Origin of the sequence: Amycolatopsis taiwanensis DSM 45107 (genome assembly GCF_000519205.1) — a bacterium.
GTDB lineage: Bacteria > Actinomycetota > Actinomycetes > Mycobacteriales > Pseudonocardiaceae > Amycolatopsis_E > Amycolatopsis_E taiwanensis.
On sequence record NZ_JAFB01000003.1, the window covers coordinates 374,965 to 387,565 of the forward strand.

Annotated in this window: 13 protein-coding genes; 7 read left to right on the top strand and 6 right to left on the bottom strand. The window is 69.5% G+C overall.

Features of this window, described 5'->3' with window-relative positions:
- Positions 1 to 49: 49 nt before the first annotated feature.
- The 3 genes from A3CU_RS53835 to A3CU_RS43095 all read left to right on the top strand — a co-directional run bounded on the left by A3CU_RS53835 (position 50) and on the right by A3CU_RS43095 (position 2,834).
- Positions 50 to 682 carry a 5-oxoprolinase subunit B family protein gene (locus tag A3CU_RS53835; RefSeq protein WP_027940804.1) on the top strand — a complete coding sequence of 211 codons (633 nt, stop codon included), beginning with the start codon at positions 50 to 52 and terminating at the stop codon, positions 680 to 682.
- Positions 672 to 1,532, top strand: a complete 861-nt coding sequence (locus A3CU_RS0101765; protein ID WP_027940805.1) for a 5-oxoprolinase subunit C family protein — start codon at positions 672 to 674, stop codon at positions 1,530 to 1,532. The genes A3CU_RS53835 and A3CU_RS0101765 overlap by 11 nt, the downstream gene beginning before the upstream one ends.
- Positions 1,533 to 1,754: 222 nt before the next feature.
- Entirely contained in the window at positions 1,755 to 2,834 is a 1,080-nt protein-coding gene (locus A3CU_RS43095) for a glycoside hydrolase family 172 protein (protein ID WP_052371363.1), read from the top strand.
- Between the two features lie 40 nt (positions 2,835 to 2,874).
- On the opposite strand, the gene A3CU_RS0101775 is transcribed toward A3CU_RS43095, so the two are convergent.
- Complete coding sequence (locus A3CU_RS0101775; RefSeq protein ID WP_027940806.1) at positions 2,875 to 4,758, bottom strand: GMC family oxidoreductase; 1,884 nt, start codon at positions 4,756 to 4,758, stop codon at positions 2,875 to 2,877.
- 104 nt (positions 4,759 to 4,862) lie between these two features.
- On the opposite strand from A3CU_RS0101775, the gene A3CU_RS0101780 reads away from it, so the two are divergent.
- A complete protein-coding gene (locus A3CU_RS0101780; RefSeq protein ID WP_245616843.1) occupies positions 4,863 to 6,005 on the top strand; it encodes a sulfite oxidase in 1,143 nt (380 codons plus the stop codon).
- Positions 6,006 to 6,053: 48 nt separating this feature from the next.
- Here the strand turns inward: A3CU_RS0101780 and A3CU_RS0101785 are convergent, their stop codons facing one another.
- Together A3CU_RS0101785 and A3CU_RS54260 are read right to left on the bottom strand one after the other, a co-directional pair.
- Entirely contained in the window at positions 6,054 to 6,668 is a 615-nt protein-coding gene (locus tag A3CU_RS0101785) for a hypothetical protein (protein ID WP_027940808.1), read from the bottom strand.
- 96 nt (positions 6,669 to 6,764) lie between these two features.
- A complete protein-coding gene (locus A3CU_RS54260) occupies positions 6,765 to 7,292 on the bottom strand; it encodes an SHOCT domain-containing protein (RefSeq protein WP_245616844.1) in 528 nt (175 codons plus the stop codon).
- On the opposite strand from A3CU_RS54260, the gene qcrB reads away from it, so the two are divergent.
- Complete coding sequence (gene qcrB, locus A3CU_RS0101795) at positions 7,270 to 8,919, top strand: cytochrome bc1 complex cytochrome b subunit (RefSeq protein WP_027940810.1); 1,650 nt, start codon at positions 7,270 to 7,272, stop codon at positions 8,917 to 8,919. The two genes, A3CU_RS54260 and qcrB, sit on opposite strands and share 23 nt — an antisense overlap.
- Here qcrB and A3CU_RS43100 read toward each other — a convergent pair.
- On the bottom strand, positions 8,914 to 9,183 hold the full coding sequence (locus A3CU_RS43100) for a DUF3040 domain-containing protein (protein ID WP_043840472.1): 270 nt from the start codon (positions 9,181 to 9,183) through the stop codon (positions 8,914 to 8,916). The genes qcrB and A3CU_RS43100 overlap by 6 nt on opposite strands.
- Here A3CU_RS43100 and A3CU_RS54265 point away from each other — a divergent pair.
- Positions 9,182 to 9,610 carry a LapA family protein gene (locus tag A3CU_RS54265; RefSeq protein WP_245616845.1) on the top strand — a complete coding sequence of 143 codons (429 nt, stop codon included), beginning with the start codon at positions 9,182 to 9,184 and terminating at the stop codon, positions 9,608 to 9,610. The two genes, A3CU_RS43100 and A3CU_RS54265, sit on opposite strands and share 2 nt — an antisense overlap.
- A gap of 58 nt (positions 9,611 to 9,668) precedes the next feature.
- Positions 9,669 to 10,541, top strand: a complete 873-nt coding sequence (locus A3CU_RS0101810; RefSeq protein WP_027940811.1) for an LLM class flavin-dependent oxidoreductase — start codon at positions 9,669 to 9,671, stop codon at positions 10,539 to 10,541.
- 328 nt (positions 10,542 to 10,869) lie between these two features.
- Here the strand turns inward: A3CU_RS0101810 and A3CU_RS0101815 are convergent, their stop codons facing one another.
- Positions 10,870 to 11,808, bottom strand: a complete 939-nt coding sequence (locus A3CU_RS0101815) for a GNAT family N-acetyltransferase (protein ID WP_027940812.1) — start codon at positions 11,806 to 11,808, stop codon at positions 10,870 to 10,872.
- A gap of 122 nt (positions 11,809 to 11,930) precedes the next feature.
- Positions 11,931 to 12,596 (bottom strand): response regulator, encoded by a 666-nt coding sequence (locus A3CU_RS0101820; RefSeq protein WP_027940813.1) that lies wholly within the window; start codon positions 12,594 to 12,596, stop codon positions 11,931 to 11,933.
- Between the last annotated feature and the right edge of the window lie 5 nt (positions 12,597 to 12,601).

Sequence of the window (12,601 nt, forward strand, 5' to 3'; positions counted from 1 at the left end):
GGATCGTTGAACAATCCTTAGGTTCAAGGTTCGAACTAGGAGTGCTGGGATGAACGTTCTACCCTGCGGCGACCAGGCGTTCCTGGTCGAGGCCGGCGACACCGCGACCGTACTGGGCCTGTACGCGGCGCTCGCCGATCCGAGACCGGACGGCGTAACCGACCTGGTGCCCGCCGCCGAGACCCTGCTGGTCCGCTTCGACCCCGCCCGCATCGACCCGGGCGCGCTCGTCCAGCGCATCGCGCGCACCGAGCCGGCCACCGAGGCGGGCACCGCCGGTACGCGCGGCGGTGAACTCGTCACCATTCCGGTCGTCTACGACGGGCAGGATCTCGCCGACGTCGCCGAGCGCACCGGACTCGCGATCCGTGACGTGATCTCCGTGCACACCGCCGCCGAATACACCGTCGCCTTCGCCGGTTTCGCCCCGGGCTTCGGCTACCTGACCGGGCTCGATCCCCGGCTGCGGCTGCCCCGCCTGGAAACCTCACGGACCCGCGTGCCGGCCGGGTCGGTGGCGATCGCGGGCGATTACAGCGGTGTCTACCCGCGCACCTCCCCCGGCGGCTGGCGGCTGCTCGGCCGCACCGGCATCGCGCTCTGGGACACCGGCCGCACGGTGCCGGCGTTGCTGCGGCCGGGGGTCCGGGTCCGGTTCACGGCGGTCGCCGGTGAAGCTTGAGGTTCTGCGGCCGGGCCCGCTGACGACCGTGCAGGATCTGGGCAGGCCGGGGCTCGGTGCGCTCGGCGTCAGCCGGTCCGGCGCCGCCGACGAGAGATCGTTGAAGCTGGCGAACCGGCTCGTCGGCAACCACGAAGGCGCCGCGTGCCTTGAAGTCACCTTCGGCGGGCTGGCGCTGAAGGCTCGCCTGGCGACGTGGATCGCGGTCACCGGAGCGGTGTGCTCCCTGCGCCGGAACGGCCGGGCGGAGGGCATGAACGCGCACCTGCGCGTCGAGCCCGGCGACGAGATCGTCTTGGACCCGCCGTCGGCCGGGTTGCGCAGCTACCTCGCCGTCCGCGGCGGGATCGGCGTCGCCCCGGAACTCGGCTCCCGCTCGACCGACCTGCTGTCCGGGATCGGCCCGTCCGCGGTCGCCGCCGGAGACCTGCTGCCCGTCGGCCGGGACATCGCCGGCCCGCTGCCCGCGATCGACGTCGCCCCGGTCGCCGCGCCGTCACGCGCGCCGCTCACCGTGCGGGTGCGCCTGGGCCCCCGGGCCGACTGGTTCACCCCGGACGCCCTGCGGACCTTCACCGAGGCGGAATACGTCGTCACCCCGCACAGCAACCGGGTCGGCGTCCGCCTGGACGGGCCGCCGCTGGCCCGTGCCCGCACCGGCGAACTGGTCAGCGAGGGCATGGTGCCCGGCGCGGTGCAGGTGCCGCCGTCCGGGAAACCCGTGCTGTTCCTGGCCGATCACCCGGTCACCGGCGGCTACCCGGTGATCGGCGTCGTGCTCGCCCGGGATCTGCCGGTGGCCGGCCAGGCCGCGCCCGGGCAGGCCGTCTCGTTCCGGGCTGTGTCGTAAGTACGGGAGTCGCCGCGTCGCAGAGTGCTTTCTCAAAGTCCGTGTTTCCGTTCGAGATAACCAGGGGCACGCGCGCCGGAGGCCTCGGATTCGGGGAGGCAGGCCGCCGGCCTGGGAAGGCAAGGATCGCGCGGGAGCCACGGCCTGGCTACCCGAATCCGATCGCGTGCACTTTCAAACCCAGCCTATGGTCGTGGGTGGGACCAGACCAAGGGAGCGCTCATGGCGGAGATCTGGCGGCTGGAAAACGGGGTCACGCGGTCGGTCAGCGCGGAGAACTTCACCGGCGCGAAGGGCGGCGGCGGCGCGGCCACCAGCGGCACCGGCGCGGGAGCGGCTCGAGACCTCGGCCGGGGCTGGAAGGTGTCGCCGTCGATCGACCTCGCGCGCGGCGACACCGCGACCCTCGCCGACGTGGACGGCCCCGGGATCGTCGAGCACATCTGGCTGACCACCGACCGGGGGAGCCTGCGCGACCTGGTGTTCCGGATGTACTGGGACGCAGAGGAGCACCCGTCGGTCGAGGTGCCGCTCGGTGACTTCTTCTGCAACGGCTGGGGCGAGCTCGCTCTCCTCGACTCGGAAATGATCGTGGTCGCCCCCGCCGGCGGGCTCAACAGCTACTGGCCGATGCCGTTTCGCCGGCACGCACGCATCACCCTGGAAAACCGGAGCAAACGCGGCGTTCCGGTGTACTACCAGATCACTTTCACCCGCCGGGACCTGCCCGAGGAAGCCGCCTATCTGCATGCCACGTGGCGGCGCGTGAAACCGCTGGGCAGCCCGGCAATCCATACCATTGTGGACGGTGTGCGCGGCCGGGGCCACTATGCCGGCACGTACCTGGCGATCGAGCCGGGCGCGCCCGGCTGGTGGGGCGAGGGCGAGTTGAAGTTCTTCCTCGACGGCGACGAGGAGTTCCCCACCATTTGCGGAACCGGGACCGAGGACTATTTCGGCGGCGCCTGGAACTTCGACGTCAACGGCCGGTATGTCCCCTATTCCACCGCGTATCTCGGCCTGCCCCAGGTGTTGCCGCCGGAGGAGATCTACCAGCCGCACCAACGGTTCGGCGCCTACCGCTGGCACGTACGCGATCCGATCCGGTTCGAAACGGACCTGCGGGCGACCGTCCAGGCGCTGGGCTGGCAGTCCGGCGGGCGCTACCTGCCGCTGGAAAACGCCGACATCGCCACGACCGCCTTCTGGTACCAGACCGAACCGCACGTCCCGTACGATCCCCTGCCCGGCAAACTCGGCGGGCAGCCCAGCCGGTTGAAGGCATTGTTCCGCCGCAGCTGAGCGACACGCCGGAGAGGCAACTGCGGGCAGTGCACCGGCGTCACAGGTAGCGCGGGGCGTCGTAGAGGATCCGGTCCGCGGCCTTCTCAGCGAGCATGTAGACCGCCGTGCCGAGGAAAAACCCGGGAATATGCGGGAAAACCGAGGCATCGGCAACGCGCAGGCGCCGGGTACCGAAGACCCGGAACCGGCTGTCGACGACCGCGCCCGGATCGCTCGGGACACCCATGCGCGCGGTTCCGCATGCCTGATGCCCCCACGCCTCGTCACGCACGAAACGGCGCAACTCGTCGGTGCCTGAGACGGCGGCTCCCGGCACAATTTCCTTGTGTACCACCGTTCTTGCGCGGTGCATGATGTCGCGGGCCAACTCGATTCCGCGCACCATGCCGTCAAGGTCCTCCCCTGTCGCGTCCTCGGATTCCTCGAAGTAGTGGAAAAAAACCCGCGGCGGCACCCGGGGATCGTTGCTGACGAGTTCGACCCGCCCCGCCCGGTTGGCCGTGTGCGCCTTCAGCACGGTCCAGGTGAAGTGCCGCCGGTTCCGCTCCAGTTCCGCGGCATAGCCGGGGTGATACCCGTGGAAGTTCGCGGGCAGCCCGTACAGGAACAGATCCGGCACCGGCAGTTCGGGCCGCGACCGCGCGGTGAGCGCGGCGACCGCGCCGTTGGAGGTGTAGACGCCACGGCCCGTGGTCCAGTCGTTGAAGCATCGGTCATAGCGGCTGCCGCCCGGCGGGGCGAACGTGCAGTCGTCGAACGCGCCGAAATCCCGGTTCAACTCGTAGACCACCCCGGCCTCGTAGTGATCCTGCAGGTTCGCACCGACCCCCGGCAGGTCGAGGCGGACGTCGATCCCGCACCGGTGCAGCTCGTGGCGCGGCCCGATACCGGAGAGCATCAGCACTTGCGGCGTGTTGAACGCGCCCCCGGCGAGGATCACCTCGCCCCGCACGTCGACCTGCTCGGTGGGTGGCGGCCAGACGTCGCGCTTGGCACGGGGGTCCGCGCCGTAGGCATGCGGCTGCCGCGCGAACTCCACGCCGCGGGCGACCGTGCCCAACCGGTCGAACAGGACCCGGGTGACCAGGCAACCGGTGCGGACGGTCAGCTTGTTCGGGTAGAGGCGTTCCACCTTCTCGACCAGTTCACGCGGGCCCGAGCGGCGGCCGCGCGCGGTGGCCAGCGGTATCCGCCACAACCCGGCGCAGGCGTCCCGCCGGACCCGCCAGTCGTTGGGATCGGGACAGCCGCGGAGGGTTTCGAACCCGGTGAGCGGACGGTCCAGCATCGCGGCGAGCGCACCCTCGGCCGCCTTCAGCAGGAGCCGCACCAGTGCCGGGTCGCGCAGCGCGTCCGTGGGCTTGGCCAGCGAGGTGCCCAGCCAGCCGTCGAACCCGTGACGGCTGCGGTTCGCCAGCCAGTTCGGCAGGGGCAGCCGCGCCAGGACCTCCGCCAGCACCGGGTTTTTCGACGTGAGCAGCGGTCGACGGCGGTAGGTGCAGTGTTCCAGCCGCTCGAACCAGCGCCGCATCCAGATGGCCCGCCACGACTGATCGCCGGTGGCGCGCGCGATCGCCTCCCAGTCGAGGTCGTGCGGGTACCAGGTGATCATCGCGTTGTGCGCGGTGCACCCGCCGAGCGAAGCGGCGCGCGGATACCAGACGCCGTCGTGGGCCGCGAGATACTTGCTGTCCCGCTGCTGCTGCTCGTCGTCGGCCCAATGGCGGACGTAGAAATCCCACCGCAGATCCTCGTTCTCGGTGGCGAACGCGTGGAAGGCCGGCACCTCGTAGTCGGGCCCGGTCTCGCGGCCACCGGCCTCCAGCAGCAGCACCTCGAAGCCGGCCTCGGCGAGCCGGGCCGCGATCGGGCCGCCGCCCGCGCCCGAACCGACCACGACGTAATCGTATTCCTCGCTCACCGCGGGAAATTCGCCGCTTCCGGAATCACCATGGAGTCCTCCCTGGCTCGGCGCCTCAACAGAGTTTGGCAGCAAAAGCGATCAAGAGACGTCACCCGTGGCCGGTGAACGTGCGCGGCCGTGCATTTATGGGGCAAACTGTCCGCGTGGATACACGGCTTCGTGACGTGAGCATGCCGGCGCGCACGCCGGTCGACACGGAAGAAATCGGATACGACGAATTGGCGCTGGCGGCGCGAAATCACGGCATGCCGCTGGAAGCGCTGCGTTATGACATCACTCCACCCGGCTTGCATTACACCCTCGTTCACTACGATATTCCGTGGCTCGACGAGCGCGAATGGCGATTGTCCGTCACGGGCCTGGTCACCGCGCCCGGCGAGTTCTCTCTCGACGACCTTCGCGCACTGCCGTCACGAACGGTCCGCATCACCATGGAATGCGCCGGCAACGGGCGGGCCCGGCTGCGCCCGCGACCGGTCAGCCAGCCGTGGCTGGTGGAAGCGGTGGGCACCGCCGAATGGACGGGCGTGCCGCTGGCTCGCGTGCTCGGCGAGATCGGGATGGCCCGCGGCGCGGCTTCCGTCGTGTTCACCGGCGCCGACCACGGCACCGAACGCGGCGTCGAACAGGATTACCAGCGCGGGCTTTCACTCGAGGACGCGCTGAACGAGGAAGTGCTGCTCGCGTACGAAATGAACGGCGCTCCCCTGCCACCGCAACACGGTTACCCGCTGCGGCTGATCGTGCCCGGCTGGTACGGCATGACGAATGTGAAATGGTTACGCGCGATCGAACTGACGGAGGCGCCGTTCACCGGGTTCCAGATGCTCGCCTACTGCGAGCGGCAGGACGCCGACGACCCCGGCGAACCGGTCACCCGGATCAACGTGCGCGCACTGATGGTCCCGCCGGGAATGCCCGACTTCATGTCCCGGGCCCGGATCGTGCGGCCCGGGCCGCTGACCCTGACCGGCCGCGCCTGGTCCGGTCACGCGCCCGTCACCCGGGTCGAGGTCAGCACCGACGACTGCCGCACCTGGCAACCGGCGACGCTGACGGAAGGCGGGTCCCGGTGGGCGTGGCGGGGCTGGACCTTCGACTGGACGGCCACACCCGGCCGGCACGTGCTGGCGGTCCGCGCCACCGACGCCGCCGGGGACGCCCAGCCGATCGGCCAACGCTGGAATCGCGGAGGTTTCGCCAACAACGCCGTGCACCGCGTTGCCCTCGCCTGCATCCCCTGACCCGCAAAGAAGTTCGATCAAACCGCCGGCGCGGTTCGAAACGCGGGGTCAGCGGTGTGCGGCGAAGGACGGGTGGTGCAGGTCGACGAAGGCAGGATCGTCCAACAAGGACATCTCCTCCCGGATCACGCGGGCCACGCCGGGGGCGATCTCCGCCCGTTCCGCTTCCCTGGCCGCGGCTTCGGTGGTGAAGGCGACGGTTTCGGTGAAGAAGTCGTCCTCGTCGATGGCGACCATCGCGCCCATGATGTCCGGCCGGTGACGGGACATCAGGTCGCCGGACGCGTCGACCAGTTCGTGCGCCCGCTTACGGTCATTCCGGTCACGCAGGTGGCCCTGCAGGATCTGCACGAAACCCGCCTCGTCCAGGCCGCCGCCGGCCAGAAGCGTCACGTCCCGGCAGTTGTGGAACGTGACGTCGCCGGCGAAGTTGGCGCTCAGTTCCCGCCACCACTCAGCCTGCTCGGGCCGCTCGCTGTTGCGGCGCGCCGCCTCCTCGGACTCGAAGCGCACCACCGCGATGTACTTCCCGTCGTCGGTCAGGCCGTAGGTGGCGTCGAGCCACCCTTCGGCGCCGGGTCCGAGGTCGCGGGGCCAGCGGTCCATCGCCGCCCGAACGCCTTCCGCGTTGCCGACTTCGGCCTGGATGATCTGCATGAACATGGCGGCGATCTCCTAGTCAGTGTTTCAAAGCGCGCGCGGAGACCTCCCGCGCGCCCGCGGTCACCTCGGGCGGAAACACGGACTTCGAGACACGCTCTAGTCAGTCGGTGCCGACGAGTGATGCTGGCGCAGGGTGTCCATCGCCCGGTGGAACTCGTTCTCGTCGATCTCGCCGCGGGCGAACCGCTCGGCCAGCAACTGCTCGGGGCTGGGACGTGGGGGTTGCGAGCCCCGTGGCCCCATGCCGTGGAACACAGGGCGCCGGCTGAAGTAGCGGACCAACGCCACCAGGCCGGCGATCACTACTACCCAGAACGCAATGGTGCTCACCGTCCACAGCACGTAACCCCAGCCGCCCATGCCGTTTCCGTACCAATACATCATGACGGCGTCTCCATGTCTTCGGTCCGCGATTCCTGCTTCCAGCGTGCCCGCACGCATCCGCCGGGTCGATGGACCAACGGCTCCACGGGTCAGGCCCAAAGTCCCGGCCAGGTTGTGCTGATGGTGCGCCACCAGATCGTGCGCGACCTCGGCACCGGTGGCCGTTGCGGACCCGAACCGCGGGTTTGCCGGGGAAACGGCGGGGTAATCGGCGGCGGTGAGCAGGCTGACCACGCCCACCAGGGGGTCGAGCCTGGCCCAGCGGCAGGCGGCCAGGGCGGCGGAGGACGCCGACCAGCGTTATCACCTCGCGTCCGGCCTGCGGCGGCAGATGAACAAGGTGTTCCCGACGCACTGGTCGTTCCTGCTGGGCGAGATCGCGCTCTACAGCTTCATCGTGCTGATCGCGACCGGCGTGTACCTGACCTTCTTCTTCGACCCGTCCATGGTCGAGGTCACCTACCGCGGCAGCTACCCGCTCCTGCAGGGAGTGGAGATGTCGCGGGCGTTCGAAAGCACCCTCAACATCTCGTTCGACGTGCGGGGCGGGTTGTTCGTCCGGCAGTTCCATCACTGGGCGGCGTTGGTCTTCGTCGCCGCCATCATGGTGCACATGTTCCGGATCTTCTTCACCGGAGCGTTCCGCCGGCCCCGCGAGGCGAACTGGGTGATCGGCGTCCTGCTCCTGATCCTGGGCATGTTCGAGGGATTCTTCGGCTACTCACTGCCCGACGACCTGCTCTCCGGTACCGGCATCCGGGTGACGCTGTCGGGCATCGTGCTCTCGATTCCGGTGATCGGCACCTGGCTGCACTGGGCGATCTTCGGCGGCGAGTTCCCCGGCGACCTCATCGTGCCCCGGATGTACACGCTGCACATCCTGCTGCTGCCCGGCATCATGCTGGCCCTGATCGGGATCCACCTGGCCCTGGTGTGGTACCAGAAGCACACCCAGTTCCCGGGGGTACGGCACAAGGAGACCAACGTCGTCGGCATCCGCATCATGCCGATGTTCGCGCTCAAGTCCGGCGCGTTCTTCGCCGTGGTCACCGCGGTGCTCGCGATCATGGGCGGGATCTTCCAGATCAACCCGATCTGGCTCTACGGTCCCTACAACCCGGCCATGACCAGCGCGGGCTCACAGCCCGACTGGTACCTCGGCTGGGCCGACGGGCTGCTGCGGATCTTCCCGTCGTGGGAGCTGTACCTGGGCAACTACATGGTGCCCGCGGTCTTCTTCGCCGGGGTGTGCGGCATGGGCGCCATCTTCACCGTGCTGTTGAGCTATCCGTTCCTGGAACGGAAGCTCTCCGGCGACACCGCGCATCACAACCTGCTGCAACGGCCGCGGGACGTGCCGGTGCGCACCAGCCTGGGTGCCATGGGCCTGGCGTTCTTCGCCGTGATCGAAGCGTCCGGCTTCAACGACATCATCGCCTACCAGTTCCGCATCTCGCTCAACGCGACGGTCTGGGCGGGCCGCATCGGCGTGCTGCTGCTCCCGCCGCTGGCGTACTTCGTGGCGTACCGGATCTGTCTCGGACTGCAACGCGCGGACCGCGCGGTGCTCGAGCACGGCCTCGAAACCGGCATCATCAAACGGTTGCCGCACGGTCAGTTCATCGAGTTGCACCAGCCGCTCGGCGGCGTGGACTCCCACGGTCACCCGATCCCGCTGGAGTACCAGGGAGCGCCGGTGCCGAAGAGGATCAACAAGCTCGGGCTGGGTGGCCAGCCGGTGCCGGGCACCCTGCTGCGGCCCGACCCGCCCGAGGAGGTCCAGGCGTTGGAGCGGGCCCGCACCGAACAAGCGAAGCGCCGCGAGGCGGCCTTGACCAGCGGTCGCGGAGAGTCCGAGGAGTCATAGCCTGCTCGTGGGCGGCCACAGGATGTGCGCGGCCAGGGCCGTGACGACCACCGCGGCGCTGGCCAGCAACAACGGGAAGCTGGCCAGCACCACGCTCGCGACGAACAACGCCGTCCCCGCCAGGTCCGCGACGAGGCAGAGGGCCCCGCGCTGACGGCGATGCGGCAACACCGCGTCCCGCAACGACCGTGCGAAGCCCGGGTCCTCGGTCTCGAACCACCGCTCGATGCCGCTGAGCTGCTCACGCTCCCAGGAGCTGCCCATGCGACCGGGCTACCCGCCGGCGTCGGCGTCAATCCCGGCCAATCCCGTCGTTGTGGAAAAACCTCACCCACAGCAGGCGATCCGCGAATCGCCGCATCGCGGCACGGTGCGAGGCAGCGGGCTTCCCGGACAGGCCACGCACCGGCGCGCGGGCGGCAGTGGTGACAGCCCCCGGCGAGGAGACGTCATGTTCACGCACCACCGGTCTCACTACCAGGCCACCAACCGGACCAGGGTCCCGATGAGGTGGATCGCGGCGCTCGTCGTACTGGCGATCGCCATCACGTTCGTCGTGCAGAACCGCGAGCGGGTGACGGTCACCTTGTTCATCACGGCGGCCTCCGGACCGTTGTGGATCGCGCTCGCCTGTGTCCTGTTCTTGGGCGTGACGTGTGGGTACCTGCTCGCCCACCACCGGTGCAGGTAGTGGGGGGCGTCGGGAGAAATCCGTTGCCGCACCGGCGATCTTCGGCTACAACGGTTCCGTGGTTGCTCTCGGCGCGGTCTTCCGGCCCCAGTCCCCTCCCGAACAACTCCGCGACGTCGCCGTCGCCGCCGACGAGGCCGGGCTGGAGCAACTATGGCTGTGGGAGGACTGCTTCTTCGAAAGCGGGATCGCCAGCGCTGCCGCGGTCCTCGCGTGGACCCGGCGGCTACGGGTGGGCATCGGCGTGCTGCCCGTACCGCTGCGCAACGTCGCCCTGACCGCGATGGAAACGGCCACGCTGGACCGGATGTTTCCGGGGCGGTTCATGCTTGGCCTTGGCCACGGCGTTCAGGATTGGATGGGGCAGGTCGGCGCGCGAGCCGGGTCACCGCTGACCTTGCTGCGTGAGCAGTTCACGGCGATCCGGGCGCTGCTGCGGGGCGAACGCGTGACCACCGACGGTCGTTACGTGAAGCTCGACGACGTCGCCCTCGGCTGGCCACCGTCCACCGCGCCGGCCGTGTTCGCCGCCGCGGGTGGCCCGCGGACGCTGCGACTGGTCGGGGAGGTCGCGGACGGAACCATCCTCGACGAGCGCAACTCGCCGGACACCGTCCGCCGGGCCGTCGAGCTCATCGACGCCGGCCGCGCGGCGGCGGGTCGTACCGATCACCACGAGGTGGTGTCGTATCTCAACGCGGCGACCGGACCGGACGGCCCGGACCGGCTGCGGGCCGAGCTCGAATCCCGGGGCCAGGCACCGAACTCCGAAGTCGGGGTCGCCGGAGACGCCGAAACCGTGGCGAAGGCCGTCCTGCGGCTGGTGAACGCCGGGGCAGGCACGGTTGTCCTGGTGCCCACCGCCGACGAACCGGATCCAGCCGGTTTCGTCCGTTTCGTCGCCGAAAAAGTCCGCCCCCTCGTCCCCTAGCTCCCCCGTCCGCCCCGCCCGTCCGCCCTGCCCGTCCGCCCGCCTCGGCGTGTCCCCGGCCCAGGCACGCGAGTTCCCGGTCCAGACGCCTGAGTTCCGGGCCCAGGCACGCGAGTTCCCGGTTCAGGCACCTGAGTTCCGGGCCCAGGTGCCTGAGTTCCCGGTTCGGGAAGGTGTGTCCCCGGTTCGGACACGCATGTCCCCGGTTCAGGGCAACAAGTTGTACCTTCGCGAGGCCAGTTTCCCCGACAAACTCCGCATTGACACGCAAAGTCCATTATGGACAGTAGCGAGACACTCCGGTCGGCCGGGATGCCCGGTCCATGCGTTATCTCGCAACCTTGATCAGCGGCACGTCGTGGCTCAACTCGCGAAAGCCCACGCCGTAGTACATGTTCCGGGCGGCCGGATGGGCCGGCGCGCCGAGACAGGCGACCAGCATGCGGTCCGCGCCGACCGAGCGGGCCAGTTGCATACCGTGGAGCTGCAACGCGGTGCCCAACCCCTGTCGCCGGAATTCCCGGTGCGTGCCCACGGGCTCGAACTCGGCGGTTCGGGTCACCTCGTCCAGCCAGATGATCGCGGTCGCGGCGAGCGTGCCGTCCGGTGCCGCGATCAGCACATGCAGATCGGCCCGATACGGCCAGGTCCGCCGGACCCGCTCGAACGCGGCCTCGGTGAGGCTGGACGAATGCCAGGCGTCACAATGCGCCTTGACCGCGTCGGCCACCGATACGTCCCCGGCCGTCAGAAACCGGAATCCCTTGGGCAGCACCGGTTCCGGCACGTCGGTCAGCTCCCGCACATTGAACTGGTGCCAGGACCCGTCGTCCGAACCGGTTTCCGCGTCGAAAGCGTAGCCGTGTGCGGTGGCGATGGCACGGGCCTGGACATCCGCGTCCTGCAGGATCAGCGACCGGTCGGCGTCGCCCGCCGTTTCGTCGTACCAGTCCAGGATCTCGGTCAACAGCTCCGGCCGGTCCGGATGCACCTGGCAGATCAGGTTCGCCGTCTTGACCGCACGGAACTTCCCGTCGCTGCGCGGGATCCGGTAGGGCAGCTGCACCCACCCCCATCCGGTCAGCCGCCCGTCGACGAACCAGAGCCGGTGCCGCCAGAACCGGTTGAGCGCATCGAAGTCCTTGGCCCAGACCCAGGCCAGTTCGCCGACGGTCGCGTCGCCGTTCACCAGTTCCGGCCGCAGTGCGGTCACCTGCTGGGCCAGGTCCTGCATCAGGCGGAGGTCGACCGGGGCAAGATCACTCATGCGGCGACTGTGACAGGGCCGGACCGTCCTGTCGACGGAATTCGGTCAGGGCAAAGGCATCCGACCGTCGAGCAAGGACGCCAAACCGTTGTCGTTGTCGCGCACGCACCCGTGTGCGCCGATCAGCTCGGCGCGTCGATCAGCCCCTCGCGGATGGCGAACAGCGCCGCCTGGGTGCGGGACGGCAACTGCAGCTTGGTGAGCACGTGGCTGACGTGGGTACGCGCGGTCCGTTCGCTGATGGACAGCTCAGTGGCGATCTGCCGGTTCGACATCCCCCGGCCCACCAGGGTCAGGATCGTGCGCTCGCGGGCGGTCAGCGCGGCCAGCCCCATCGGCGGCGACACCAGCTGCCGGGTCAGCCGCCCGGCCACCGCCGGGTCCAGGTGCACCTCGCCCCGCGCGGCCGCCTTGATCGCCGCCGCCACCTCGTCCGGGTCGGCGTCCTTGAGCAGGTAGCCGGCGGCGCCCGCCTGCAACGCGGCGTGCACCCGTTCCGTCTCGCCGAAGCTGGTCAACACGACGACGCGGACTTCGGGGTACTTCGCGACGATCGAGCCGATCGCGCTTATGCCGTCCAGGCGGGGCATCAAAACGTCCATCAGCACGACCTTCGGCAGCGACCGCTGGCTGGCCAGCCGCGCCAGCTGGGCGAGCGCATCCTGGCCGTCCACCGCCTCGGCGACCACCTCGATCCCGTCGGCGCTCTCCAGATACGCGGCGAGGCCGCGGCGCACCACCGCGTGGTCGTCGACGACCATCACACCGATCACGTCATGTCCCGTCATGGCCG

Bases quoted from the DNA above. Each gene is read 5' to 3' on its own strand.
- A3CU_RS54265 (WP_245616845.1), top strand. From the start codon at position 9,182: ATGCGACCGGGCTACCCGCCGGCGTCGGCGTCAATCCCGGCCAATCCC.
- A3CU_RS0101785 (WP_027940808.1), bottom strand. From the start codon at position 6,668: ATGTTCATGCAGATCATCCAGGCCGAAGTCGGCAACGCGGAAGGCGTT.
- A3CU_RS43095 (WP_052371363.1), top strand. From the start codon at position 1,755: ATGGCGGAGATCTGGCGGCTGGAAAACGGGGTCACGCGGTCGGTCAGC.
- A3CU_RS0101815 (WP_027940812.1), bottom strand. From the start codon at position 11,808: ATGAGTGATCTTGCCCCGGTCGACCTCCGCCTGATGCAGGACCTGGCC.
- A3CU_RS53835 (WP_027940804.1), top strand. From the start codon at position 50: ATGAACGTTCTACCCTGCGGCGACCAGGCGTTCCTGGTCGAGGCCGGC.
- A3CU_RS43100 (WP_043840472.1), bottom strand. From the start codon at position 9,183: ATGGGCAGCTCCTGGGAGCGTGAGCAGCTCAGCGGCATCGAGCGGTGG.
- A3CU_RS0101820 (WP_027940813.1), bottom strand. From the start codon at position 12,596: ATGACGGGACATGACGTGATCGGTGTGATGGTCGTCGACGACCACGCG.